Consider the following 23128-nt stretch of genomic DNA (forward strand, 5'->3'; position numbering starts at 1 on the left):
CGAACCGCGGTCGCCCTGACCACTCCAGCGTTTCACCACCGGCCGTTCCTGCCAAGGCGCCAGGCACTCAGAAGCGGTGATCATCTTCCGTATGGCGCACCATCTCACCGGGTCGGCGGTACGCGGCGCACCGAACTGGTCCGTCCGGGTACCCGAACCGCATGATGAACAGCGGGCGTCCCGGCAAGGTCAAGTCCGCGGTCATCCGCTCGCGGACCGCTTCCTCGTGCAGCAGCCGGGTCAGCACCGACGCCACCAGCCCTCCGTCGACGGCGGCGAGCCACGACCGCTGCATCGCCACACCGGCCTGGACATGGCGGGCACGATCGTCGTCCTTCGTGCAGAAGATGACGATCGTCTCCGCCTCCAGCCTGCGCGCGAGGGTCCTGACGTCCGGGATCCGGCCGGTATGCCAGACCGGTCCGGAGCGCTGATCGCCTGCACAGTCCTCAGGCTCCCACTGTGAGCCATCATCGTCCTGAATCGTTCCAGAACCCTGTCCCAGCAATGTCGCGAGGATGCCCTTCTCCCCGGGCCGCAGGACCCGGCAACGGACTCCGTGAGGCAACCGTCCGATGACCGGCGAGAGCATCGACGAGGCGACCGGAATCGCGGCGAAAGGACGGCGGTGACTCCGCCTGCGGGAAATAGCGGCGTACGCGTGCAACTCACGATCGGACGGCGGTTCGCGGCCGGAGGCGGTCACCACGGCGACCAGTGGGCCCCGCTCCCAGGGCATCTCCACCTCGGCGGCCCACCCCAGCGCCCGGACGGCCAGCACGAGGTTCTCCAGCGCCGCTCCGCAGGAGATGAGCCGGTCGCGACCGGTGGGGTCATGCCGGGACGGGGAGAGGTCGGTCCGTTCACTCAGTTCCGCGCGCTGGCCGGGCAGTGCCAGCGACCACGGCTGGATGTGGTGCATCGACGGCGCGCGGATGACGGCCCGTGCCAGGACCTCGACCTCGCCGTCGGACCACATCCCCTCATCCGGGTCAGGCATGTGCCTTCCTCCTCTGACGGAACGCGTCGACCACGCTGGGCAGCGTCGGGTACAGCGAGCGGGAACCGATGAGCCGGAGAAGGCCGGCGGCCTCGAGGTCTTCGCGTAGCTCCTGTTTCACTCTGGCGAGCGCGAACGTGATCCCGCGTCGTCGCAGCTCCTCGCAGATCCCGCGCAAGGCGTCGGCCGCCGTGATGTCGAGTTCGACATTGGCTTCGGCGTTGAGGACGAACCACTCGACCTGCTTCTCACCGTCAAGGGCGGCGAGGGCTCGCCGCCGGAAGTCGTCGGCGTTGGCGAAGCACAAAGGCGCGTCGTACCGATAGATCACGAGGCCCGGTTCGGTCGTCGCGTCGGGATAGTCACCGACGTCGTGCATCCCGGGCACGCCCGGAACGAAGCCGAGCACCGCGCCGTGCGGCCGCGCCAGCCTGCGCAGGAGGTCCAAAACGGACAAGCCGACGGCGGCCAGCACGCCGTACAGTACGCCCAGTCCGACGACGGCGAGCAAGGTCGAGATCGCCAGGACGAGCTCGCTGCGGCGGAACCGCGCGATCCGCCGGAATTCCCGGGGATCGATCAGCTTCAACGCCGCGTAGACGACTATCGCCGCCAGCGCCGCCTTGGGGAAGCCGGCCAGCAACGGTCCCGCGAAGAGAACGGTCAGCACGACCGTCACGAGCGCGGTGAGGGAGTACAGCTGGGTCCGGGCACCCATCGCGGAAGCCAGGGCGGTCCGGCTGGCACTCGAGCTGACAGGGAACCCGTGGAGAAGTCCCGAAGAAAGATTCGACGCGGCCAGCGCACGCAGCTCGCGGTTGGAATCGACCTGCTCTCCGTACCTGCCCGCGAAGGCGCGGGCGGTCAGGACGTTGTCGGAGAAACCGACCAGCGCGATCCCCACCGCGGGCAGCAGCAGGGTGGCGAGATCGGCGCCGTTCAACGCCGGGACGCCGGGCACCGGCGGCGAATCCGGGACCGGCCCGATCACTCGGATTCCCTTCTCCGTCAGGGAAAAACCGGTGACGACGGCCGCAGCCACCAGCATGGCGGCCAACGGTCCGGGAAATCGTGGAAGCCACCGCTGAAACGCAAGCAGGCAGGCCAGCACGAAGCCACCGAGAAGCAAGGTCGGCCAGTGCAGGTGCCCGATTTCCGAGAAGAACGAGCGGAACTCCGCGACCATTCCGTCGCCCGTGACCGGGACACCGGTCAGCTTGCCCAGCTGGCTCACGATCATCAGCACCGCGATCCCGGCCAGGTAGCCGGTCAGTACCGGTTTCGACAGCAGATCCGCCAGCACACCGAGCCTGGCCGAGCCCGCCAGCAGGCACAGGCCCCCGACCAAGAGCGCGAGCACGGCCGCGAGCGCTCCGTAGCGGCCGGGATCTCCTGCGGCGAGCGGACCGAGCGCGACGGCCGTCATCAAGGCGGTCGTCGACTCCGGGCCCACCGAAAGCAGCTTCGACGAACCCAGCAGCGCATAGACCGCCAAGGGCCCGATCACCGCCCACAGGCCGGCCTCCGGGGGCAGCCCCGCGACCTCCGCGTACGCCATCACCTGCGGCACCAGATATGCCGCGACCGTCACTCCGGCCAGCAAGTCACCTCGTAGCCAAGAACGCCGATAGCCTGCGAAGGGGAACTTCATCGATGATGCCTCCGGCCCACCACGGAGTACAACGACGGCGGCAAGCGCACGAACAGCTTCGCCTCCTGCGCGAGGGAGCTTTCCTCGTCGAGGAAGCGCAGTACCGGCTCGGCCGAGGACCTGTCGAACAACGCCGCGAAGACCCGTTCGAGCTGAGCCGGTTCCCGGGCCACGACATCGAGGAGCGTGGCGTCGAACAACAGATGCCGCGGTTTGGGTCTCGGCAGGTCGAAAGGATGACCGCGAACCGCCAAGGATCTCGCGATCGCGGCACTGTCGGCTTGGATGCGGTGGAACGCGTATCCGGTCGACGCCTTCACCAGGCCGGCTTTGGTCCCGATGGCGAGGATCGAGCCGCATCTGCGGTCGACGGCCGAAGCGAAGAGCGGCAGGGAAGCGGACTCCTCACGGGTGACCGTGTAATCCCGTAAGCCGAGAACCGTGGAGAGGTACTCGCGCAAAGCACTCCGCTGCTCCTTCGGACGCGGCACGCCCTGTGAATGTGGCGGCGCGAAGGAGGTGTGCTCGACCAGCGCTTCTTGAGGTCCCCTCGGCAACACGTAGACGAAGCTCGCGGCGCGGCCCTGGGAGGTGCGGAAGTCGAAGAAGGTGGGCACGGCCGAGTCGAACGCCGGGCCGGCCGTACACACGTGCCAGCCGCGGAAGATCAGCCAGCCGTCCACCTGGGCCGGACCGGGCCGGAGAACACTGTCGAACACCCAGTCGGCACGCAGGGATTCACCGTCCACGACGGCTTCCGCGCCCTCGCCAGCCTGACGGATCTCGGTGATCCGCCCGGGACGGAAGACGACATCACCGTGTCTCTCGGCCGACTTGGTGACCGCCGCCGCCAGATCATCGCCACGGACGAAGCGGTACTTGTATCGGCCGAGGCCGACGATCCGGCTACGGCCTGCCGCGTGCACGCGTAACCGGTCGAAGGTGCGCGACACCGCCTCGTCGAGAAGTCCCGGCTCGGCGGACCACGACGCCCAGCCGACGGTCGCGAGTGGCCGGCGGCCGTCGTCCACGACGACGATCGGCCCCAGTGGTTCCGGTCGTGCCACCAGATGTGCCACGAGGCTGAGACCACTGAGTCCTCCGCCTGCGATGAGGATCGTCATCGATCGAGTGCACAGCTCCGCGCGTCCGCGCACCAGTGACCAGAGGCGCACCCGAGGTCCCGCGAATCCGGGACCAACGGCACCGGACCACGCGCGTCCACCCGCTTAGCTTTGGCCGCGTAGGGCGGTAGCGAGCGGAAAGAGCCGATGATGAACCGAACTCTCCGGCCGACCGGGCCGATCGTGGTCGGCGCCGACGGATCCACCGGCGCACGTGCCGCCGCCACCTGGGGTATGCAGGCCGCCGACCGGCACGAGACCTCCCTAGAACTGTGGCACGCGCTGGGGATCCCCGACTACTACCTGGGCAGCGTGCCGCCGACCGAGGAATTCCTGCGCAAGATCAAGAACCATGGGGAGACGATTCTCCGCGAAGCGGCGGAGACGGTCGGACACGCCCACGGCCCTGCTGTCAGGACCCACCTGTCCGATGATTCCGCGGCACCCGCGCTGATCAAGGCTTCCGACACCGCCCGGCTGATCGTCCTGGGTTCGACCGAGCACAGCCGCTTCACCGCGCTGTTCGGAGGATCGGTGACGACCGCCCTCGCCGGGCACGCGCGCTGTCCCGTGGTGTCGGTACGGGGCCACACCTGGGACCTGCCCGATTCGTGGAAACGACCCGTCGTGGTCGGCGTCGACGGAAGCCCCGGCGCCGAGGTCGCGATCGCCGCCGCCTTCGACGAGGCATGCGTCCGGCGAGCGGATCTGGTCGCGGTGCACGCCTGGGAGGACGTCTCGGCTTTCCGCTCCTTCGGCGCTCCCGAGGGCAACTACGGCTGGGGTGCCTTCACGGAGTCCGCTCAACGGATGCTCACCCAGCAGGTGTCGAAGTACCGCGAGGGCTGTCCCGACGTCGAAGTGCACCAGGTCGTCGTGCACGACGAACCCCGCCAGGAACTGCTGCGCTGGAGCGTCAAGGCCCAGCTGGTGGTCGTCGGCAGCCGGGGCCGTGGCGGGTTCCGTGGCCTCTTGCTCGGCTCGACCGGGCAAAGCCTGATCCATCACGCCGCCTGCCCGGTGCTGATCGCCCGCACCGCGAAATCCTGAAACCGAAGGAGCGCCCCATGTGCACCACTGTTTCCGAGGTCATGACCACCGATCCGATCGCGGTGGCGCCGGACACCGGCTACAAGCGGATCGCCGCACTGATGGCGAGGCAGCGGATCAGCGCGGTGCCCGTCGTCGACGACTCCGGAGCGCCGGTCGGTGTGGTCTCCGAGGCGGATCTCCTTGCCCGGTTCCGCAGTCCCCGGCCTGCCTTGCTCGCCGGTCACCACGCCAGGGACGAGTCGCGCAAAGCGAAGGCCTTGCTCGCCAAGGATCTGATGACCGCACCCGTCGTGACGGTCGACGCGGGCGCCTCCCTCGCCGCCGCGGCCGTCCGGCTGGCCAAGAAGGACGTCCGGCGGCTGTTCGTCGTCGAGGACGCGAAACTCGTCGGTGTCGTGTCGCGCCGAGACCTGCTGTCCTCGTTCCGGCGCGCCGATCAGGAGATCCGTGGCGAGATCGAACGCGACGTACTCACCGGCGCTCTTCGGGTGACGCCGGGACAGGCGTCCGTCACGGTCACCGACGGTGTGGTGACGCTTCTCGGCAGGCTCGACAACCGCGGCGCCGTCGAACGCGCGGGCTCGCTCGCGAAAGAGGTCCCCGGTGTGGTCGAGGTCCGGAACCGGCTGGACTTCGTCTGGGACGACGACGTCATCCGTCCCGCTTCCCTCGGCATCTGAGCGGCGGAACCTTCGCCCTGTGCTCGGGATCCACCTGCCGGACCCATCGCGCTCTCCGTCGCGGTCGACCCGGCAGCCGATTCGCGCCTGCCGCGCGAGTCTCGCCGCCGCCCATGACGATGGCCTCGCGTACCCGGGCCTTTCGACCCCAGAGGCGCGCGCGATCTCGTAACAGACTCGAATCGACCACGAAGAGCCGAACAGAGGAGGATTCCATGGCCACCACCGAAAGCGGGCACCGGCGGAACGTCCCCGTTCAGCACCCGGAAGTCCATGATGGATGGCCGGCAGGCGCCAAGAGCCTGGCCGTGCTCCGCATCGCCACCGGCCTGCTGTTCCTGTGGGCGTTCGTCGACAAGACCTTCGGTCTCGGTTACGCCACCACGTCCGGCAACGCCTGGGTCAACGGCGGCTCGCCGACGAAAGGCTTCTTGAGCCGGGTCGATGTCGGCCCGTTCGCCGAGACGCTGCGCTCCTGGGGTGGCACCTGGTGGGCGGACTGGTTGTTCATGGTGGGCCTGCTCGGCATCGGCCTCGCCGTCACTTTGGGAGTGGGGATGCGGATCTCCGCCATCACCGGCACCGTGATGATGCTGCTGATGTGGGTCGCGGAATGGCCGCCCGCCCGGACGAACGGCGCCGGAAAGCCGACCATGTCGACGAACCCGATCATCGACTACCACCTGATCTACGCCCTCGTGCTCATCGCGCTCGCCGCGACGGCCGCCGGGCACACCTGGGGCCTGGGAGAGCGCTGGGCACGCCTGTCCTTTGTGGACAGCAATCACTGGCTCCGGTGAGCGTCCGCACGCACGTCCGGCCCGCCGATGTGATCGCGGGGAGGGCTGTGTCCAGCGGCGGACCGTGGTGGGGCTCGTGAGTGGTAAGGACGGTNATCCGTCCATGGCCGTCGCCGGACAAGGACCCTGACGGCGCCCGCGTTGGCTCCTTCGGCCGACACGAGGACCGGGTCGAGGTCGACGTCGACGACCTCCGGCACCAGTTCCATGATCCGGTCCGTCCGCAGGAGCAGATCCGAGAGCGCGGATCGATCGAGAGCACTGTTCCCGCCGAACAACGCCTTGCTCGCGCGCAGACCGTCGATGAGCGCCTCGGCGCCGTCGGTGCCGAGCGGTCCCAGGCCGGTGGACCTGTCGTCGAGCAGGGCTCCGTCGATACCACCGAGTCCCAGCACCACCACCGGACCGAACACGTCGTCGGCCTGGCCACGCACCAACAGCTCGCGATCACCGAATCGGCGCCGGGTCACCCGGATCCCGAAACAAGCGAGCAGGTCCTCACTGTCCTTCCGAGGCATCCACCCACCGCCCGGATGCGCGGAGAGATACTCGCCCACCAGGCGGGTCGCCGTCGCGAGATCGATACCGGTGAGATCGGGTGTCACTCCTTCCCCGGTCTGGAGCCACTTGGCTCGTTCGGCCAGCTTCGCCATGACGGCCGCGGCCTCCTCGACATCGCCGTAGCACGGAATTCCGCCGGCCGCGGCGACCGACTCCACCTGCCCCAGTCGTACGGCGAGCACGGTCTTGCTCTCCGATCGCGCGCCCAGACGGGCCAGCGGATCGCCGACACCGGTGGGCACGCCGGCGGCGATCACCGCGTCCACCCCTTCGTCCGCCAGTACCTCGGTCACACACGAAGCGAAGGTCTCGGCCGTGACCGCGGCGCTCGTGTCGAGCGGGTTGCCCACGCTCGCGTGCCCGGGCAAGAGCAGCCGGAGCGCTTCCTGAGTCTTCCGGCCCAGCTCGGGCAGGAGCAGGCCGTTGCGAACACAGGCCTCCGCGCCCAGGACGGCGGCGCCGCCGGCGTTGCTCACGACGGCCACCCGTGCCCCCGACGGCAGCGGCTGCCAGGACAGCGCGGCGAGCAATCCGAGGACTTCGGTCACCGTGTCGACGACGATCACACCCGCCTGCCCGAACAACGCGAGCTTGGTGGCGGCCGGGACCGCTCGTGCGGCCGTGTGCGCGGCCGCGGCGCGCTGTGCCGCCGCGACGGCGGCCCCGCGGATGGCCACGACCGGCTTCTCCCTGGCGAGAGCGCGTGCGAGCCTGCTGAACTTTCTCGGGTTGCCGAAGGATTCCAGGTACAGCACGGCGATGTCGGTTTCCGCGTCGCCGCGCCACCAACGCAGGAGATCGTTGCCGCTCACGTCGTATTTGTCGCCGGTGGAGACCAAAGTGGACAGACCGAGGCCCAGCTCGGAGAGGGCGTCCATCAGCGCGATCCCGAAACCGCCGGACTGCGTCACGACCCCGATCCGCCCTCTGCGGGCGACACGGCGAGCGAAAGTCGTGTCGAGGCGGGTCGCCGGGGCCGTGTTGACCACGCCGAAGCAGTTGGGACCGACCAGCCGGATCCCGTATCCGGCGACGACTTCGCGGACACGATCTTCCATCGGTGTCGCGGTCAGCCCCGCGGTTACGAGCACTATCGACCGCACACCGGCCCGCCCGCAGTCTTCGACCACGTCGGGAACCGACTCCGCGGGTACACAGATCACCGCCAGTTCGACCGCGTCATCCAAAGAAGACACCGAGGGTACGCAAGGAACGCCGAGTATCTCCGTGGCGTTCGGGTTCACCGCGTGCGCGACACCGGTGTAGCCGGCGGCGAGGAGGTTACGCAGAATCGCCCTGCCCACCGAGTCGTCACGTCTGCCCGCCCCCACGACGGCCACCGAGGCCGGGGTGAGCACCGTGCGAAGACTCGCCACGTCGGCGAGCCGTTCCCGCTCCTCGAGCCGCTCGAGGTACCGGTGAGGCTCGCCGAGTTCGATCTCGACATCGAGCTCCGGCCCTCCCCTGCCGATGACGCATGGCAGCCCGAGATCGGAGAAAACCTGGATCATCCGGGTGTTCTCCGCGAGCACGAGCGCGACGAACCGGCGGATCCCCTGCGCGAAAGCCAAGGACACGAGGTGTTCGAGCAGCAGGGTGCCGACCCCGTGCGCCTGGACCACGCGGTCGACGACCAGGGCCACCTCGGCCGTCTCGCCCGTCGACCGCCGGCGATAGTGCGCGATCCCGATGAGGTCCTCTCCGCGGAAGGCTCCGATACACGGGCCGTCGATGGCCGACCGGCTCAGCACGTCCAGTTTCCCCGGATGGGCGGTGAAGAAGCGCAGGTAGCGGTCACGCTCGCCCAGCCGCCGATGCAGGTCCAGGACCGCTTCGTAATCCTCCGCACGCAAGCGGCGGACGGTGACCATGTCGCCGTCCGCCAGCAGGGCACTCGTCCCGGTCGTCATGTCGCCGCCGGATTCCGGGTGGCCAGTACGACCGCGACCACGCCGGGCACCGTCCGGGCGAGGGCGTCGAGCACCCGCCGTTCGGCTTCGTCCCGGAACTCACCGGCGATGTTCACGTAACCGCCGTCGACCTCGACAGTCCACTTCGGACGATGTCCGGCGTAGTCACTGATCAGGCTGTGCACCTGCGCGGCGATCGCGTCGTCGGGCCGGACGAGCGGGCGGAGCAGGTCACGCCTGCTGACCACACCGACCAGGACCCCCTCCTCGACGACCGGCAGGCAGCGCAGCCGGTCGGCCAGCATCCGCCTGCCGATCTCCGCGACCGCGGTGGACGGCGAAATCACCTCCACCGGCGTGGACATCAACGCGCCGACCGTCATCCCGTCACCGCCTGCCCGGATTCCCCGCAAGGCGTCGAATTCGGTGAATGTCCCCAGCACCCTGCCTTCGTGGTCGACGACCGGAAGGCCGGCGAATCCCTTCTCGGCCAGCACGGCCACCGCCTCGCGAAGAGGTGTCGAGGGTGTGGTCGCAACCGCCGGGCTGGTCATGATCTCCGAAGCACGCATCGGAGCCTCCTTGTGATCGTTCTCGGTCAAGCTCGTGTGCGCAGGAAGCCCCTGCACGCGTCGAAGAGATCGTCCGGCGGGCAAGCCGTGACACGGTGTTCGAAACCCGGTGGAACGACGGGGCCACCCGCGTCCCCCGCCGTGGTCATCACGATCGGGACCCTCGCCCGGAGCGCGCACACCACACCGAATTCGCGTGGGGTCAGGCCGGGCTCGGTGCCGCGGACGTCGACGGTGAGATCCGGCCGGTCGTCCTCGTCCAGCAGGCAGGTACCGCCGGGTGCGAGAGCTCGGCACACTCCCGACCGGACATGGCACGGGCTGACCCGGCAACCCAGGTCCCGCAACGCCGCCGCGACCTCACGGGCCCCGTCGAACTCGGCCTCTGTCAGCAGGATTCTCATCGTCGCCCCTCTCAGGCAGCCGGCCGGTCCTGGGCCACCCGCCGCCATTCCCGCGCCCACTCGGCGGCACGGCTGCGGCCGAGCGCCGCCCGGCAGGCCAGGAAAACCGTCGCGACCAGGGTTACCCATCCCAGCCACAGCCCCGTGCCGACACCGATGCCCTGACTCAGGGCGTCGTCGTCGGTGACGGGTGCCTCGACGGGACGCCCGCTCGCGTCGAGCCAGATCCGCACCTCGTTTCCGGTCGCCGTCCCGGCATCGACGGTCACCACGCCTTCACGGATCAGTCCGCCGGGTACGGTCCAGCGGGCGACGGCCTCGGCCTTCTCGTCCAGCGGCACACCGTCGAGGCGCACGTGTACGGGCGGGGCGTCGGCGAGCAGCACGGCGGTCGTCTCCTGACGGTTCGCCGCCTGCTCCGCCGCACGCCCCTTTCCTTCGGCGTAAGCCCCGGATCCCACCGCCGCGGCGAACGGGATCGCCAGCAGTGCCAGCAGGACGGCGCCGATCATCAGCGCGGCTTCGAGCCGGTCCGACCACCGGATGAGCGGATTTCGCGTGAAGCAGAGGAGCCGCTTGATCACGGTGACGATCTCAGGCCGCGCTTTCATGACTTTCTCCTGTGTCCGGCTTCGCTCAGAGGATCGGGCCGGGCTCGTAGGCAACGGAGTTCAGCAACCGGCCGAGCCTGCCTTCCGGCGCCGAAGCGGGCGGCGGGATCACCACGACCGGGCAGGTCGCGTGCCGCAGTGCCGTCTTGCACACCGAGCCGACCAGCAATTCACGGAGTTTGCCCGTGCCGTGGCTGCCCAGCACGAGCATCGCGGCGCCCTTCGAACGCTCGACCAGCGTTTCACCGGGATCGCCCTGGGGGACGTCATAGGTGATATCGAGCCCTTCGTGGGTATCGAGGACTTTGGAGGTCGCGGCTTCCAGCGCCTTCGAATGGACGTCTCTCGCCTCCGCCACGGTCCGGCCGGCCGACGCGTCGTCCAGCATCGAATCGTGGATCCACACGTTGACCACCTGCAAGGCGGCACCCTGCCTGACCGCTTGGTCGGCTGCCCAGCGCACCGCCGCGGCGGAACCAGCCGAACCGTCCATGCCGACGACGATCCGGTTCTCCGTCGCACTGTCCGTCATGACGTTCTTCCCTTCTGTGCCGGTGTTTTCCGAGGTTCTTCGACCACGACCACCGCTTGGGGGAATCCGGGCACGCCGTCGATGCCGGCGAGCGTCCCGCGGACCGCGGGAGCGTCGAAAGGCTCGGTGAACGCGGTGCCAACCAAGCCGTGTTCGGTGGACGCGAGCAACAACCGCTGTGCGACCACGCCGGCGCGGACAAGCTGTCTTCGTGTTTCCGTCGCGGTGACGACGAGGAACGCGACCCACGAGTCGTCCGGGGCCGCTTTCCTGGCGATCTTCCCGCCCACCTTGGGCAGGTCACGGACGTGAGGCGGCATGAGCACCCGGACCCGGATGCCCTCGCCCTCATTCGCCTCGGCGACCTCGCGCCCCCACGACGCCGGTGAAGACGGAGCCGTCCTGGTCTCTCGCCCGGACAGGGCGGCGAAACGGGCGAAATCGGCCGCCACGGGCCGGACCCGGCACCGCGATTTGAGCCTGGCGACCCGGTCCAGGGCGAAGACGTCGGAGGTCAGATCCGTAAGCGGCGCCCAGCCCAGCACCCGGATCGCGCATTCGAGATTCGCCAGCACGGCCCCGCAGAGGATCAGCCGCGCACGGCCACCCCGGTCCCGCAGCCAATGCTTGTTCGCGAGGCGTTCGTACAGGTCGAGCGAGTCCTCGTGGACCGACAGCGTCCAGGGGTCGTCGATCCATCGCTTCGGCGCTTGGCGCGCGGCGGCCACGAGGATCCGCTTCTCCTCCGTCGACCAGACGTGCGCGGGGATTCCGGTGAGGGAAGTCGTCATGGCCGCTCCGCCTCCCGCCTGTCGCGAGCGACCGCTTCGATCGGGCGGCGTGGCGTCTTCACACCCGGATAGCCGTAACCGAGCCTGAAGATGGTCTGGGGATGACCGGCGCCGCCGAGCAGGTCATGCAGTTCGGCGCGCACCGCGGTGATCTCGATCGGCTGGGAGTAGAAGGAAGCGCTCAGCCCGGCGTCCGTCGCGGTGAGCAGGACCCGCTGCATCGCGCATCCGGCGCGGACCTGGGAGACCGGCGCGTCGTTCGGCATGGTCAGCACCGCGACCAACGGGTCCTGCTCGAAGACCCGGGGAGCGCCGTCCTCGTTGACGTACCGCCCCGGGAGCAACCCGCCCGCCGAACGAGGCCCGCCGGCGTAGGCGGGAACGCCGTCGTCCTCGGCGGTTTGCCGGGTCCATGCCCGGATTTCTCGCCGGAAGGCGGCGTCCAGGCCTTGGAGGTGGTCGGCGCGGCGGATGAGCCCCGCGGTCGCCTCCAGCAGACCGGCTTCGTCCAGCAGGACCAGACGTGCCCCCTCGTCACGGGCCGCCTCGCGCACGGCCGTTCGCACGCGGAGTGGCACCGGCTCGTCCGTGAAGGGGCGGCGGTTGCTGTAACGCCGGGGAATCGCGGCGGCGAGACGTCGTTCGGTCACGGTGGGACGGTGACGAGGGCCGAGTGTCACCCGTGCCAGCAAGGAGACCCTTCCCCGTTCGGGCGCGAGCTCGACTTCGCTGCCCCGGCCGGCCGCGGCGATGGCGAGCCGCAGGTTCAGCAACGCCGCACCACAGGCGAGCCGCGCCTCACGCGCTTCCGGATCGCACGCGCCGAGTACCCGGCTTTCGTCGAGCACGACGTCGATCGTGTCCGGTGTCAGCTCGAAGATCCACGGCTGGGTGTTGTGCGGTGACGGCGCGCGCACAGCGGCGCGCAGCGCGTCCACGACAACCTGTGAACGAGTGAGGACCATCGTGCTGCACCTGCCTTTCGACGATCTCAGCGTCTCGCGTGGAGAAGGGACGTGGCAGTGGCCGTGGGCCCGGCGCACAGGGACCTTCGGCACCGCTAGTGGGACGCGAACTCGCGCCATTCCTCTTGCCACCGCGCCGATCGGGCCCTGTCGAGCAGGACCCGTACGCACCCGTACCCGGCCAGCACGATCACGATGAAGGCGAGCCAAAGACCCACTCCCGTCCCGACACCAAGGAGGCGTGCGTCGGAAACGGTGAACGGCACCGCGACAGGGTTCCCGGCCCCGTCGAGCCAGACCGGGACCTTCGCGCCGGCCCGGCTCCCCCGCGTCGCTTGGACCTCGCCGACCCGGCTGTCCCCTTCACGCGTGACCCACGTGGCCTCGGCGGGCGAGGTGTCGTGGACGACCCCCGACCGGCCCGCGATGGCGATGGGCGCGCCGTCTTCGAGCAGGGTCGCTTCCGCGCGATATCTGGTGGCCTGTTCCGCCGCGGCTTGTTCGGCGCGGGCCGCGAAGACACCGGAAGCCACCGCCGCGGCGACCGGCAGGGCAAGGACCACCATGGCGATCGCGAGAAGCACCGTGAACGCCTCGATGCGATCTTCGCGGCGAGCGAGCGGGTTCCGCCCGGGATGGACCGTGTGCCAGGCTCGCGACCAGCGAGACGACGTGTTCATGACCTGGACCTCCGCTGTGGCTCGCCGTGAACGTGTCGTCGCCAGCATCGTTCGGCGAGCCGCCCGGCAGGAGAGGCGACGGTCCCGCCCGGGCAGGACCTCCAGCCGTATTCCCGGCCCGCCCACCGGATCGACACTGGCTTTCATGCGAGTACGTGATGTCATGACCACCCCGGTCATCGCGGTGACGCCCTCGGCCACGATCGGCGAGGCGATCGCCGTGCTGACCGGCAAGGGAATAACCTCGCTGCCGGTCGTCAGCGACACCGGCGAACTGCTCGGCCTGCTGGTCGAAGAGGATCTGCTCCGGGCGCGTTACCTCCCCGGCGGCGAACCGGACAGCGGGGTCATGCTGAGCGGGCACACCAAGGTGAGCGCGCTGATGCGACGGCCGGCCGCCGGTGCCCATCCCGACGCCGACCTGACCGAACTGACGGCGAAGATGCTGGAGCGCCGGCTCCGATCCGTCCCGGTCCTCGAACACGGCCGTGTGGTCGGTGTCATCACCTGGCAGGACCTTCTCCGTGCCGGGCCATCCGCGCAAAGGAATCGACCATGAACACGAATCCGGACAACACCCGCCGCCTTCTCGTGGGAGCCGACGGCTCGGCCGAGAGCGAGGAAGCGATCCGATGGGCCATCACCGAAGCCGCCGCCGTCGGTGACGAGGTGGAGGTCCTTCTGGTCCTGCCTCGGGAAGAACTCCTTCCCGGCACGTCGTTCGCCCTCCAGCCGCACGGCAGGGTCCCGGTACGGAAGAACTATTCGCTCGACGACACCGTCGCACGGATCCGGGACGAGCTTCACGCGGACGTCGAGGTGAAGACCTCGCTGCGGCAGGGGAATCCGACGTCGGAACTGCTGGCGGCGGCGCGCGAGGCAGACCTGCTCGTACTGGGCACGGGCACGAAGAGCGCGGTCGGGAGACTCGTCTTCGGCAGTGTTTCCACGGCCTGCGTCCGGCACGCGACGTGTCCTGTGGTGCTGGTGTCGGCACAGGCGGTTCATCGCTTCAGCCCGACGGCCTCCTGATCCGTTGTGCGGTCCGTGAAGGCCTCCTTGAGGGACCCTAGGTCCCTCAAGGAGGCCTTCACGGACTGAAGCGCTCGCCTATACGTGTTCCACCGAGAGAACCGATTCGGCGTCCCGCGCCAGTTCGACGTCCTCACCCGTCTCCATGGCGAAGACGGCCACCGGCGCGTCGTCCGGGCTGATCAAGCGGTCGCCGTCACCGAGACAACGAGCCGGATCGACGGAGATCCCGAGAACGCCCAGTCCACCGGCCAGTCGCGCGATCAGCTCCGGTTGATGTTCGGTGACCCCGCCGGTGAACACGACGGCGTCGATCCGGTCGAGACTCACCGCCATCGCGCCGATCTCACGGCGGATCCGGTGCAGGTAGACGGCGACAGCCGACGCCGCGTCGGGATTCCCGGTCGCTTCCCGGGCCAGCACGGCACGAAGGTCGCCGTTCGTCCCGCTCATCCCGGCGAGACCGGAACGGTGGTACAGCGTGTCTTCCATCTCTTCGACCGACATCGGCGCCGTTCGCATGACGTGCAGCACCAGCCCCGGATCCACCGAACCGGACCTCGTCGCCATCGCCGGCCCCTCCAGCGGGGTGAAGCCCATACTCGTGTCCACGCTCCGGCCGGCCCGGACCGCGGTCACCGAGACACCGGCACCGAGGTGACAGCACAGGAACTCCGGGTTCCCGGCGTCGAGCAGTTCCGTCACACGGCGCGCGGCGTGACGGCACGAAAGACCATGGAAACCGTAGCGGCGCAAGCGTCCCTGGCTTGTCCATTCCCGTGGTAACGCGTACCTCGACGCCTCCTCGGGAAGGTGGGAGTGGAAGGCCGTGTCGAAGGACGCGAGCACCGGCAGGCCAGGACGCAGCCGGAACACCTCTCGCGCGAGGCACACCGACTGCGGCTGGTGAAGCGGGGCGAACGGGTTGAGCCTTTCGAGCGCGTCCACGACGCCCGGTGTGAGCCGGACCGGACCGGTCCGGGAACCCCCGTGCACGAACCTGATGGCCACGACGTCCACCGTGGACCACCGGCCGAGAGCCTGTTCCGCGGCGTCGCGCACGTCGTCCAGGCTCATCGCGGCCCACCCGACCGGCGAGCCGTCGACGACCAGGGACGATTTCAGGCTCGAAGAGCCGGGATTCAACGTCAGGACACGCATGAAGACTCCTTCGAGCACAAGGATCACCGGGCGGGCGTGCCCTGGGGGTTCGGCTCGCCCGCCCGGCCCGGAATGGTCAGCCCTTGCCGACCTCGATCTTGACCTGCTTCTCCTGCGGCTTGTCCTCGACCGGCATGGAGATTTCGAGGATGCCGTCCTTGTAGACCGCGGTGACCTTCGTCGTATCCGCACCGGACGGCAGGGAGACGGTCCGGCTGAACTTGCCGTAGTAGAACTCACTGCGACCGTGCTCCGCGGTCCTCGCCTCGCGCTCGGCGGTGATCGTCAGCAGCCCTTCATGCGCGGTGACCGAGATGTTCTCCTCCGGGTCGAAACCGGGAAGCTCGGCCCGGACGAGGTACTTGCCGTCCTCGACGGACTCTTCGATACGCACCGGGTTGTGTTCGGCGAACGGCCACGGGTTGTCCAGCCAAGCCGCGATACGGGGCAAGGTCATCCGGGAACCGGGTACGAGAGTTGTCATTTCCGTACTTCCTTTCTTTTGTCGGGTATCCGCCACGTCTGTGTGGAAACGCGCGAGGCCCGTCATGCTTCCCAAGCCCAGTCGCGGACTTCGGGGAGATCCTCACCGTGCTCGACGATCCATCTGCGATGCCGCTCGCGCGCGTCGGTCATCCGCTGACGGACGGCACCGGCACGGGCGAGCAGTCCTGGCACCCGGTCGATCACGTCGGTCACGAGCTGGAAGCGGTCCATGTTGTTACGCACCAGCATGTCGAACGGTGTCGTCGTGGTGCCGTGCTCGATATAGCCGCGCACGTGCAGGTCGCCGTGGTTCGTGCGGCGGTAGGCCAGCCGGTGGATCAGCCAGGGATAACCGTGATAGGCGAAGATCACCGGACGGTCGGTGGTGAACAGGGCGTCGAACGCGCGATCGGTCATGCCGTGCGGGTGCTCCGCGGCGGGTTGCAGGCGCATGAGGTCGACCACGTTCACGACCCGGACCGCGAGTTCGGGCAGGTACTCCCGCAGGAGCTTGGCCGCAGCGAGCACCTCGACCGTCGGCGCGTCGCCGGCACAGGCGAGGACCACGTCGGGTTCCCGATCCGGATGAGTGCCCGCCCACTCCCAGATCCCGGCGCCACGTGCACAGTGCACCGCCGCCTCTTCGCCGTCGAGCCAGACGGGGCTGTCGTTCTTCCCCGCCACGATCACGTTGACGTAGTCCCGGCCGCGCAGGCAGTGCTCCGCGACCCACAGCAGGGTGTTCGCGTCCGGCGGCAGGTAGACCCGGACGACTTCCGGGCTCTTGTTGGCGACATGGTCGACGAATCCCGGGTCCTGATGGGAGAAGCCGTTGTGATCCTGCCGCCAGACATGCGAGGTCAGCAGATACGTCAGTGAGGCGACCGGCCGCCGCCACGGGATCCCCCGATGCACCTTGAGCCACTTGACGTGCTGGTTGAGCATCGAGTCGACGATGTGCACGAACGCTTCGTAACAAGAGAAAAGCCCGTGCCTGCCGGACAGCAGATAGCCTTCGAGCCAGCCCTGGCAGAGGTGTTCCGAGAGCACCTCCATGACCCGGCCGTCGGCGGCGAGGTGCTCGTCGACGGGTTCGATCTCGCACAGCCAGGTCTTGGCCGTCACGTCGAACACCGCGTCGAGCCGGTTGGAGGCGGTCTCGTCCGGACCGAACAAGCGGAAGTTCGCGGCCTGGCGGTTCAACGCGAACACTTCCCTCAGCCAGCGTCCGAGCACCCGCGTCGGTTCCGCGACCGCGCCGCCCGGCCGGACGAGCGGGATCGCGTGCGCCGGCACCTCCGGCAACTCCAGGGGCCGTAGTAGGAGACCGCCGTTGGCGTGCGGTGACGACCCCATCCGGAGCTCGCCGTGCGGGATCAGCGCGGTGACCTCGGACGTCGGCCTGCCTTCCTCGTCGAAAAGCAGTTCCGGGCGGTAGGAACGCAGCCATTCCTCCAGCTGCCGCAGGTGCTCCGGGTTTCCTCGCGCGTCCGGGACCGGGACCTGGTGCGCACGCCAGGTCCCTTCGACCTGCTTTCCGTCCACAACGGATGGTCCGGTCCAGCCCTTGGGGCTGCGCAGCACGATCATCGGCCGGCTCACCGGGCCCGTCGGCCCGCCCGCGGCGCGGGCCCGCACCTGGATGCCGTCGATCTCGTCCAGCGCGCCGTCCAGAGCCGCGGCCATGGCCTGGTGCATGACCGCCGGATCGTCGCCCTCGACGTAACGCGGGGCGTATCCGTACCCGCGCAGCAGTTCGTCGAGTTCGGTGCCGCTGATCCGCGAAAGCACGGTGGGGTTGGCGATCTTGTACCCGTTCAGGTGCAGGATCGGCAGCACCGCGCCGTCGCGGGCGGGGTTGAGGAATCTGCCCGAATGCCAGCTGGTGGCCAGCGGCCCGGTTTCCGCCTCACCGTCGCCGACGACGCAGCCGACGACGAGATGCGGGTTGTCGAACGCGGCGCCGTAGGCGTGCGCGAGGGAGTAGCCGAGCTCGCCGCCTTCATGGATCGATCCCGGGACCTGCGGCGCGACATGGCTGGGCACCCCACCGGGAAAGGAGAACTGCCGGAACAGTGTACGCAGGCCGGTCTTGTCGTACGGGACCTCTGGCCACGCCTCGGAGTAGCTGCCTTCGAGCCAGGTGTTCGCGTAAAGGGCGGGACCACCGTGACCGGGTCCGGTCACGAACATGGCGTTCAGGTTCCGCCGCACGATGGCCCGGTTGAGATGGGCGTAGACGAAATTCAGCCCCGGGGAGGTACCCCAGTGACCGAGCAGCCGCGGTTTCACGTGCTCGGGCTTCAGCGGCGATTCCAGCAGCGGATTGTCCATCAGGTAGATCTGGCAGGCGGCGAGGTAGTTCGCCGCCCGCCACTGAGCGTCCACTTGGGACAGCTCGGCGGGAGACAGCACCGCGGTCGCGGCGGGAGCACCGAGAACGGTCACCGCGACTTCTCCGGCCGGACCACCATCACCGGGCACTCCGCGTGGTGCGCGAGCGCCTGACTGGTCGAGCCGAGCAACTGACCGGTGAATCCGCCCCGGCCCCGGCTTCCCACGACCATCAGCTGGGCCTTGGCACTCCATTCCAGCAGGATGTGCCGCGGCTTGTCCCGGACCAGAACCCGCTCGACCTCGACGTCCGGATACTTCTCCTGCCAGCCGGCGAGCCGCTGCGCGAGCAGACGGCGCTCTTCGTCCTCGATCGACTCCCACTGCACGACGAGGCGCGCCATGCCGTAGGCGTCGTCATAGGTGACATCGCGCCACGCGTGGACCGCGACCAGGCGGGCCTTCCGCCACGCGGCCTCTTCGAAGGCGATCTCCAGTGCGCGCTCGCTCAGCGGGCTGCCGTCGATCCCGACCACGATCGGCCCCTCGGTCGGATACGCGGTGGTGTTCTTGCGGCCCCGCATCACCACCACGGGGCAATGGGCGTGGGCGACGACCGCCGACGCCGTCGAACCGATCGTCATCTCGCCGAAGAAGCCCTTACCGGTGCCGCCGACGACCACCATCGCCGCCGCCTTCGAGGCGTCGATCAAGGTGGGCACCGGGGAGTCCGCCGGCATTCGTGTGTCCACGTCCACTCCGGGTGCCACCGAATGCGCTTGTCCGACGGCCTCCTCCAGAACTCGCTGGCCTTCCTCGGCGAGGACGTCGTACCACGGCGTGGGGCCCGCCAATCCGGCTCCGTAAGCCAGCTTGTCGACGCGCAGAGCGTGTACGATGAGCATCTTCAGCAGTCGTTCCTCGGCGACGGCGGCGGCCCACCGTACGGCCGCCCTTCCCGGCTCGGTCCCGTCCACTCCGACGACGATCTTCCGGTCCGCCGCGTTCATTGCTCGTCCTCCTGATAGGTCACTTTCGCTTCCACGACACCGGGAACCGCCTCGGCCAGCAGCTTGGCCACATGACGATCGGTGTAGCTGTCGTACGCGTCGTCCACCCGGACGACCCCGTCGCGGGCTTCGACCGTCCACCGGTCCGGTCCGCCGTAGATCGTCAAGCGATGGCGGACGTCCGCGATGATCGCCTCGTCGGAGCGGGCGAAGGCACGCACGAAGTCGCCCCGCGTCACGATTCCGACCACCTTGGAACCGTCCACGATGGGCATCGCGCGGATGTGTCCGTCGAGCAGGGCCCTGCCGACGTCGGCGGCGTTCGCGCCGGTGCTCATCCCCGTGGCCGGCATCGTCATCACCTGACCGACGGTCAGCCCCGGCCTCGGCCGTGCCTCCGGATCCCGGCCCGAGCGGACGTCGTCCGGGAAGCGGTTCCTGATGAGGTCGGCTTCGGTCACGATGCCGATCAGGCGGTCGTCCTCGTCGACCACCGGCAACGCGGTGAATCCCTTTTCCGCCAGCAGTTCGGCGGCGTGTTTGGCGGTGCTCCCCGGCGTCACCGTGACGACCGGCGCGGACATCAGGTCCCGTGCTCGCATGGTGAGCTCCTCACTCGCTTTCCCGTCCGGTCAAAGCCGGACGAATGACCGCCACAGGGCATTCCGAGTGCACGACGAGTGCCTGGCTCGTGGAGCCGAGCAACATCCCCTGGAACCCGCCGCGGCCTCGCGAACCGACGACGAGCAGCTGGGCATGTTCGCCGAAACCGAGCAGCGCGCGGACCGGACGGCCGCGGGCGATCACCGTCTCGACGCGCAGATCCGGGAACTTGGCCCGCCAAGGCGCGAGTTGTTCGTCGGTCGCTCGGCGCTCCGCCGACTCGATCGCGTCCGGATCCACCGTCAAGGCGTGCGCCCTGGCCGATTCGTGGTCGGTGACCTCGTTCCACACCCTGACCACGATCAGGTCCGTGCCCCGGAGCGACGCTTCGTCGAAGGCGAAGGCCAAGGCCGCGTCGCTCGATTCGGAGCCGTCCGTGCCCGCGACGACGGGGCCGGTCTCCGGTGGAACGTCTTCGAGGCGTCTCCCCCTCGCGACGACGATCGGGCAATGACCGTGCTGCGCCAAGGCCACCGCCGTCGATCCGACCAGCAGACCGGTGAAACCGCCGAGGCCGCGGGAACCCAGCACGATCATGGTCGCCGCCTGCGATTCCTGGATCAGCGCGGCCACCGGGACCCATTCACGCGCCGCGGTCTCGACGACCAGGTCCGGGTAGCGCTCGGCCACCGCGTCACAGGCTTCGGCGAGCCATCGTGCTCCTCGCGCCTCGAAGGCCGACCGGATCCCCTCGGCGGACGGCACCACCGCGGGCATCCTCACCTGGGGGATCGTGTACACGTGGACCAGCCGAAGCCGCTCACCCCTCTTGGCGGCTTCGCCTGCCGCCCACACCGCGGCCCGCCGGGCGGACCCCGAACCGTCGATCCCCACGACGACCGCGCCTTCAGCCGCGCTCGGCATGATCACTCACCTCTCTCGTCCGAGCAGGCTTCAAGGCGGCCGCGATTTCTCCCGCCCAAGCCCGCACCGCCGGCCAATCCCGGTAGTCACCGTCCTTGACCCGGAGGGCCGTCACGACCGCTCGTTCGGCGAACCGCAGCAGACTCCGGTCGATCCGGCCCGGGAACACCACGTGCCCGCGCGCCCCGGACGACACCATCAGCCTGGCGACGTCCACGGGATCCTCCGCGGGCTTGGGCGGCGTCCCCACCGGGCCGCTGGAGAAGAGCCAAACGTTCTTGGTCCTGAGGACCTCGGCGTGCTCGCCGACGACGTCTCTCGCCTGCTCGAGCCATTGCCCCAGATAGACACCACTGCCCACCAGAACGACGTCGAATTCCTCGACCGTCGTGACGTCCTCGGCCCGCGACACCCGCACGACCGCGTGCCCGCGCAGCTCCGAAGTGAGGGCGCGCCCGATCTCCTCCGCGATCTCCCAGGTCCCGCCGTGGCGGCTGGCCGCCGCTACGAGGATCTTCATTTCGCTCTCCTGTCTGGTCGCTTCCCAGCTTCGACCAGTACGGGGCCCGGGAGGAGAGACCGAAGTCCCGGCGGGCCGGGCCCACGGTCCCGGCTCGATCACCTCGGCGGCACAGCTCCTTCCGGGAGGAGGACCTTGGTCTCTACCTCACGCCGTGAACACGGCAGGACTCACCGTCCTGATGGCGGGACTCGTGAGTGGTAAGGACGGTTAGAACCGTCCTTACCACTCACGAGCCCCCATCGCGGTCGGGCACGCCTTCGTCATTTCCCCGGAGGGCGGGGCGAGCCACGCCCTGTCGTGGAAACCGGGGCGGTGGCGGATCGCGCGGTCGGCGGATTACGGTCCGGCGAGAGCACGGTGAGGCACGCCAGCATTCCCAGCGCGACCCAGGTGTAACTTTCACCCACGACATGGGTCCACCACGGTGCGTCAGGGCTCGGCGAGTAGCGCCAGTGCAAGGCAAGAACCGCCGATCCGCCCGCCGCCGTGAGGGCGACCATGATCATCGAAGGTCTGCGATCCAGTTTCAAGACCAGGGCGAACAACAGCGGGCACAACCACACCCAATGATGGGACCACGACATCGGGGACGACAGCGTCCCGACCGCGGCCGTGCTCAGGAACGCCGGGACGTCACGTCCGGCGCGCCGGTACCGGAAGACGATCACGGCGGAAACTGCCACGACCACCGCGCCCAGGGCGAGCCACCAGAGCGCCACGGCCTCACCGGAAAGGCCGAGCCGGGACAGCATCCCGCGAAGTGACTGGTTACCGGCCAGCGAGCCGTTCCCGACTCTGCCCGGCGCCCAAACCGACGAAGTCCAGAACGTGAGGGAATCGCGCGGCGCGATCAGCCAACCGAGCCCGGTGCAGACGACGAAGGACAACGCCGCGTAGAGCACCGGCTTGAACTCCTTGCCCAAAAGGAAGAACAATACGAACACCAGCGGGGTCAGTTTGAGCGCGGCGGCGACGCCGACCAGGACACCTCGAGGCAGTCCGGGATGGCGGTGCAGGCAGTCGAAGGCGACCAGCCACAACAGAAGGATGTTGATCTGACCCCAGAACAACGTTTGAGTGACCGGTTCGAGCTGAACGGCGCACAAAGTGGCGATGGCGGCGATCAGATACCGGTAGGGCAGGCCCTGCCTCAGCCGGTCGAGTACCAGCAACATGATGTGGAACAACAGACCGACGCTGCCGGCGGTCAGCAGCAGGAATCCGAGCGGGTAGACGGCGAGAATCGCGCCCAGCGGCAGCACCGAGAACGGCGGGTAGGTATATAGCGCGGGATTTCCGCCGCCGTGGAAGTAACTGTTGTACAGATCTTCCCCATTCCACCAGGCGACCGCTCCCGCCCGATAGATTCGGGCGTCGGACATCGCGGCGAGACCGCTGTCGGTCGACAGGCCGATTCGCACGGCCACGCCCGCGGCGAGCGCAAGCAGGAGCCAGGGCGCGAATCGAACAAAACGGTGCTGCGTCACAGACACAGGAAGACTCCCAGCGAACCACTCCAGAACCTCTATGCTCCCCGCGGCGCCTCGGCAGGCGTCGAGCCTATCGGCGGATCCGGCCACGGCCCGGCCACCGGAAAGACGAATTCGACTACGCCGAAGGCAGGCACTTTTCCATCGCACTGAAAAATCGGGTCGTGAGTGATTTGGGTCGTTCTGACGACCCTTATCACTCACGACCCGGCCGGCAAAGGACCTTCGTCT

24 protein-coding genes are annotated in these 23128 nt (G+C 68.8%); 5 read left to right on the forward strand and 19 right to left on the reverse strand.

Going from position 1 to position 23128, the window contains the following annotated elements; all coding sequences use genetic code 11:
• Positions 1–67: 67 nt before the first annotated feature.
• Genes H074_RS26175 through H074_RS26185 form a run of 3 tightly spaced genes read right to left on the reverse strand, consistent with a single transcriptional unit; the run spans position 68 to position 3775 of the window.
• Complete coding sequence (locus H074_RS26175; protein ID WP_007033087.1) at positions 68–1000, reverse strand: nitroreductase family protein; 933 nt, start codon at positions 998–1000, stop codon at positions 68–70.
• A complete protein-coding gene (locus tag H074_RS26180; protein WP_039923423.1) occupies positions 993–2651 on the reverse strand; it encodes a SulP family inorganic anion transporter in 1659 nt (552 codons plus the stop codon). The genes H074_RS26175 and H074_RS26180 overlap by 8 nt, the downstream gene beginning before the upstream one ends.
• Entirely contained in the window at positions 2648–3775 is a 1128-nt protein-coding gene (locus H074_RS26185) for a lycopene cyclase family protein (RefSeq protein ID WP_007033089.1), read from the reverse strand. Before H074_RS26185 ends, H074_RS26180 begins: the two co-directional genes overlap by 4 nt.
• Positions 3776–3925: 150 nt before the next feature.
• Here H074_RS26185 and H074_RS26190 point away from each other — a divergent pair, with 150 nt between their 5' ends.
• The 3 genes from H074_RS26190 to H074_RS26205 all read left to right on the forward strand — a co-directional run bounded on the left by H074_RS26190 (position 3926) and on the right by H074_RS26205 (position 6308).
• The gene (locus tag H074_RS26190; RefSeq protein WP_235096884.1) at positions 3926–4825 is read left to right on the forward strand and encodes a universal stress protein; all 900 of its coding nucleotides are present in this window, start codon (positions 3926–3928) and stop codon (positions 4823–4825) included.
• A 17-nt stretch (positions 4826–4842) separates the two neighbouring features.
• Positions 4843–5508 carry a CBS domain-containing protein gene (locus H074_RS26195; protein ID WP_007033091.1) on the forward strand — a complete coding sequence of 222 codons (666 nt, stop codon included), beginning with the start codon at positions 4843–4845 and terminating at the stop codon, positions 5506–5508.
• A 215-nt stretch (positions 5509–5723) separates the two neighbouring features.
• Complete coding sequence (locus tag H074_RS26205; RefSeq protein WP_007033092.1) at positions 5724–6308, forward strand: DoxX family membrane protein; 585 nt, start codon at positions 5724–5726, stop codon at positions 6306–6308.
• On the opposite strand, the gene H074_RS26210 is transcribed toward H074_RS26205, so the two are convergent.
• From H074_RS26210 to H074_RS26245, 8 genes are all read right to left on the reverse strand, one after another.
• Positions 6293–8779 carry a bifunctional acetate--CoA ligase family protein/GNAT family N-acetyltransferase gene (locus H074_RS26210; protein WP_007033093.1) on the reverse strand — a complete coding sequence of 829 codons (2487 nt, stop codon included), beginning with the start codon at positions 8777–8779 and terminating at the stop codon, positions 6293–6295. The two genes, H074_RS26205 and H074_RS26210, sit on opposite strands and share 16 nt — an antisense overlap.
• A complete protein-coding gene (locus H074_RS26215) occupies positions 8776–9351 on the reverse strand; it encodes a CBS domain-containing protein (RefSeq protein ID WP_007033094.1) in 576 nt (191 codons plus the stop codon). The genes H074_RS26210 and H074_RS26215 overlap by 4 nt, the downstream gene beginning before the upstream one ends.
• Positions 9352–9377: 26 nt before the next feature.
• The gene (locus tag H074_RS26220) at positions 9378–9755 is read right to left on the reverse strand and encodes a hypothetical protein (protein WP_007033095.1); all 378 of its coding nucleotides are present in this window, start codon (positions 9753–9755) and stop codon (positions 9378–9380) included.
• Between the two features lie 11 nt (positions 9756–9766).
• Entirely contained in the window at positions 9767–10366 is a 600-nt protein-coding gene (locus H074_RS26225) for an Rv1733c family protein (protein WP_007033096.1), read from the reverse strand.
• A gap of 25 nt (positions 10367–10391) precedes the next feature.
• Positions 10392–10898 carry a universal stress protein gene (locus H074_RS26230; protein WP_007033097.1) on the reverse strand — a complete coding sequence of 169 codons (507 nt, stop codon included), beginning with the start codon at positions 10896–10898 and terminating at the stop codon, positions 10392–10394.
• Positions 10895–11689 carry a hypothetical protein gene (locus H074_RS26235; protein ID WP_007033098.1) on the reverse strand — a complete coding sequence of 265 codons (795 nt, stop codon included), beginning with the start codon at positions 11687–11689 and terminating at the stop codon, positions 10895–10897. Before H074_RS26235 ends, H074_RS26230 begins: the two co-directional genes overlap by 4 nt.
• Positions 11686–12654 (reverse strand): Acg family FMN-binding oxidoreductase, encoded by a 969-nt coding sequence (locus H074_RS26240; RefSeq protein ID WP_007033099.1) that lies wholly within the window; start codon positions 12652–12654, stop codon positions 11686–11688. The genes H074_RS26235 and H074_RS26240 overlap by 4 nt, the downstream gene beginning before the upstream one ends.
• Positions 12655–12749: 95 nt before the next feature.
• Positions 12750–13334, reverse strand: coding sequence for an Rv1733c family protein (locus H074_RS26245; protein ID WP_007033100.1), 585 nt, complete (start codon positions 13332–13334; stop codon positions 12750–12752).
• Positions 13335–13479: 145 nt separating this feature from the next.
• Here H074_RS26245 and H074_RS26250 point away from each other — a divergent pair, with 145 nt between their 5' ends.
• Positions 13480–13893: a CBS domain-containing protein gene (locus H074_RS26250; RefSeq protein WP_235096885.1), complete on the forward strand. Its 414-nt coding sequence runs from the start codon at positions 13480–13482 to the stop codon at positions 13891–13893.
• Positions 13890–14366, forward strand: coding sequence for a universal stress protein (locus H074_RS26255; protein ID WP_007033102.1), 477 nt, complete (start codon positions 13890–13892; stop codon positions 14364–14366). Before H074_RS26250 ends, H074_RS26255 begins: the two co-directional genes overlap by 4 nt.
• Positions 14367–14444: 78 nt before the next feature.
• Here H074_RS26255 and H074_RS26260 read toward each other — a convergent pair whose 3' ends face one another.
• From H074_RS26260 to H074_RS26295, 8 genes are all read right to left on the reverse strand, one after another.
• Positions 14445–15527: an acetate/propionate family kinase gene (locus H074_RS26260; protein WP_007033103.1), complete on the reverse strand. Its 1083-nt coding sequence runs from the start codon at positions 15525–15527 to the stop codon at positions 14445–14447.
• A gap of 76 nt (positions 15528–15603) precedes the next feature.
• Positions 15604–16011 carry an Hsp20/alpha crystallin family protein gene (locus H074_RS26265; RefSeq protein WP_007033104.1) on the reverse strand — a complete coding sequence of 136 codons (408 nt, stop codon included), beginning with the start codon at positions 16009–16011 and terminating at the stop codon, positions 15604–15606.
• Between the two features lie 62 nt (positions 16012–16073).
• A complete protein-coding gene (locus H074_RS26270) occupies positions 16074–18461 on the reverse strand; it encodes a phosphoketolase family protein (RefSeq protein WP_007033105.1) in 2388 nt (795 codons plus the stop codon).
• Complete coding sequence (locus H074_RS26275; protein WP_007033106.1) at positions 18458–19357, reverse strand: universal stress protein; 900 nt, start codon at positions 19355–19357, stop codon at positions 18458–18460. The genes H074_RS26270 and H074_RS26275 overlap by 4 nt, the downstream gene beginning before the upstream one ends.
• Entirely contained in the window at positions 19354–19959 is a 606-nt protein-coding gene (locus H074_RS26280; protein ID WP_007033107.1) for a CBS domain-containing protein, read from the reverse strand. Before H074_RS26280 ends, H074_RS26275 begins: the two co-directional genes overlap by 4 nt.
• Before the next feature lie 10 nt (positions 19960–19969).
• On the reverse strand, positions 19970–20884 hold the full coding sequence (locus tag H074_RS26285) for a universal stress protein (protein WP_039923425.1): 915 nt from the start codon (positions 20882–20884) through the stop codon (positions 19970–19972).
• Positions 20868–21404 carry a flavodoxin domain-containing protein gene (locus H074_RS26290; protein WP_007033109.1) on the reverse strand — a complete coding sequence of 179 codons (537 nt, stop codon included), beginning with the start codon at positions 21402–21404 and terminating at the stop codon, positions 20868–20870. The genes H074_RS26285 and H074_RS26290 overlap by 17 nt, the downstream gene beginning before the upstream one ends.
• Positions 21405–21667: 263 nt before the next feature.
• Positions 21668–22828 (reverse strand): glycosyltransferase family 87 protein, encoded by a 1161-nt coding sequence (locus H074_RS26295; protein WP_161630698.1) that lies wholly within the window; start codon positions 22826–22828, stop codon positions 21668–21670.
• Between the last annotated feature and the right edge of the window lie 300 nt (positions 22829–23128).

Source organism: Amycolatopsis decaplanina DSM 44594 (assembly GCF_000342005.1).
Classification (GTDB): Bacteria; Actinomycetota; Actinomycetes; order Mycobacteriales; family Pseudonocardiaceae; genus Amycolatopsis; species Amycolatopsis decaplanina.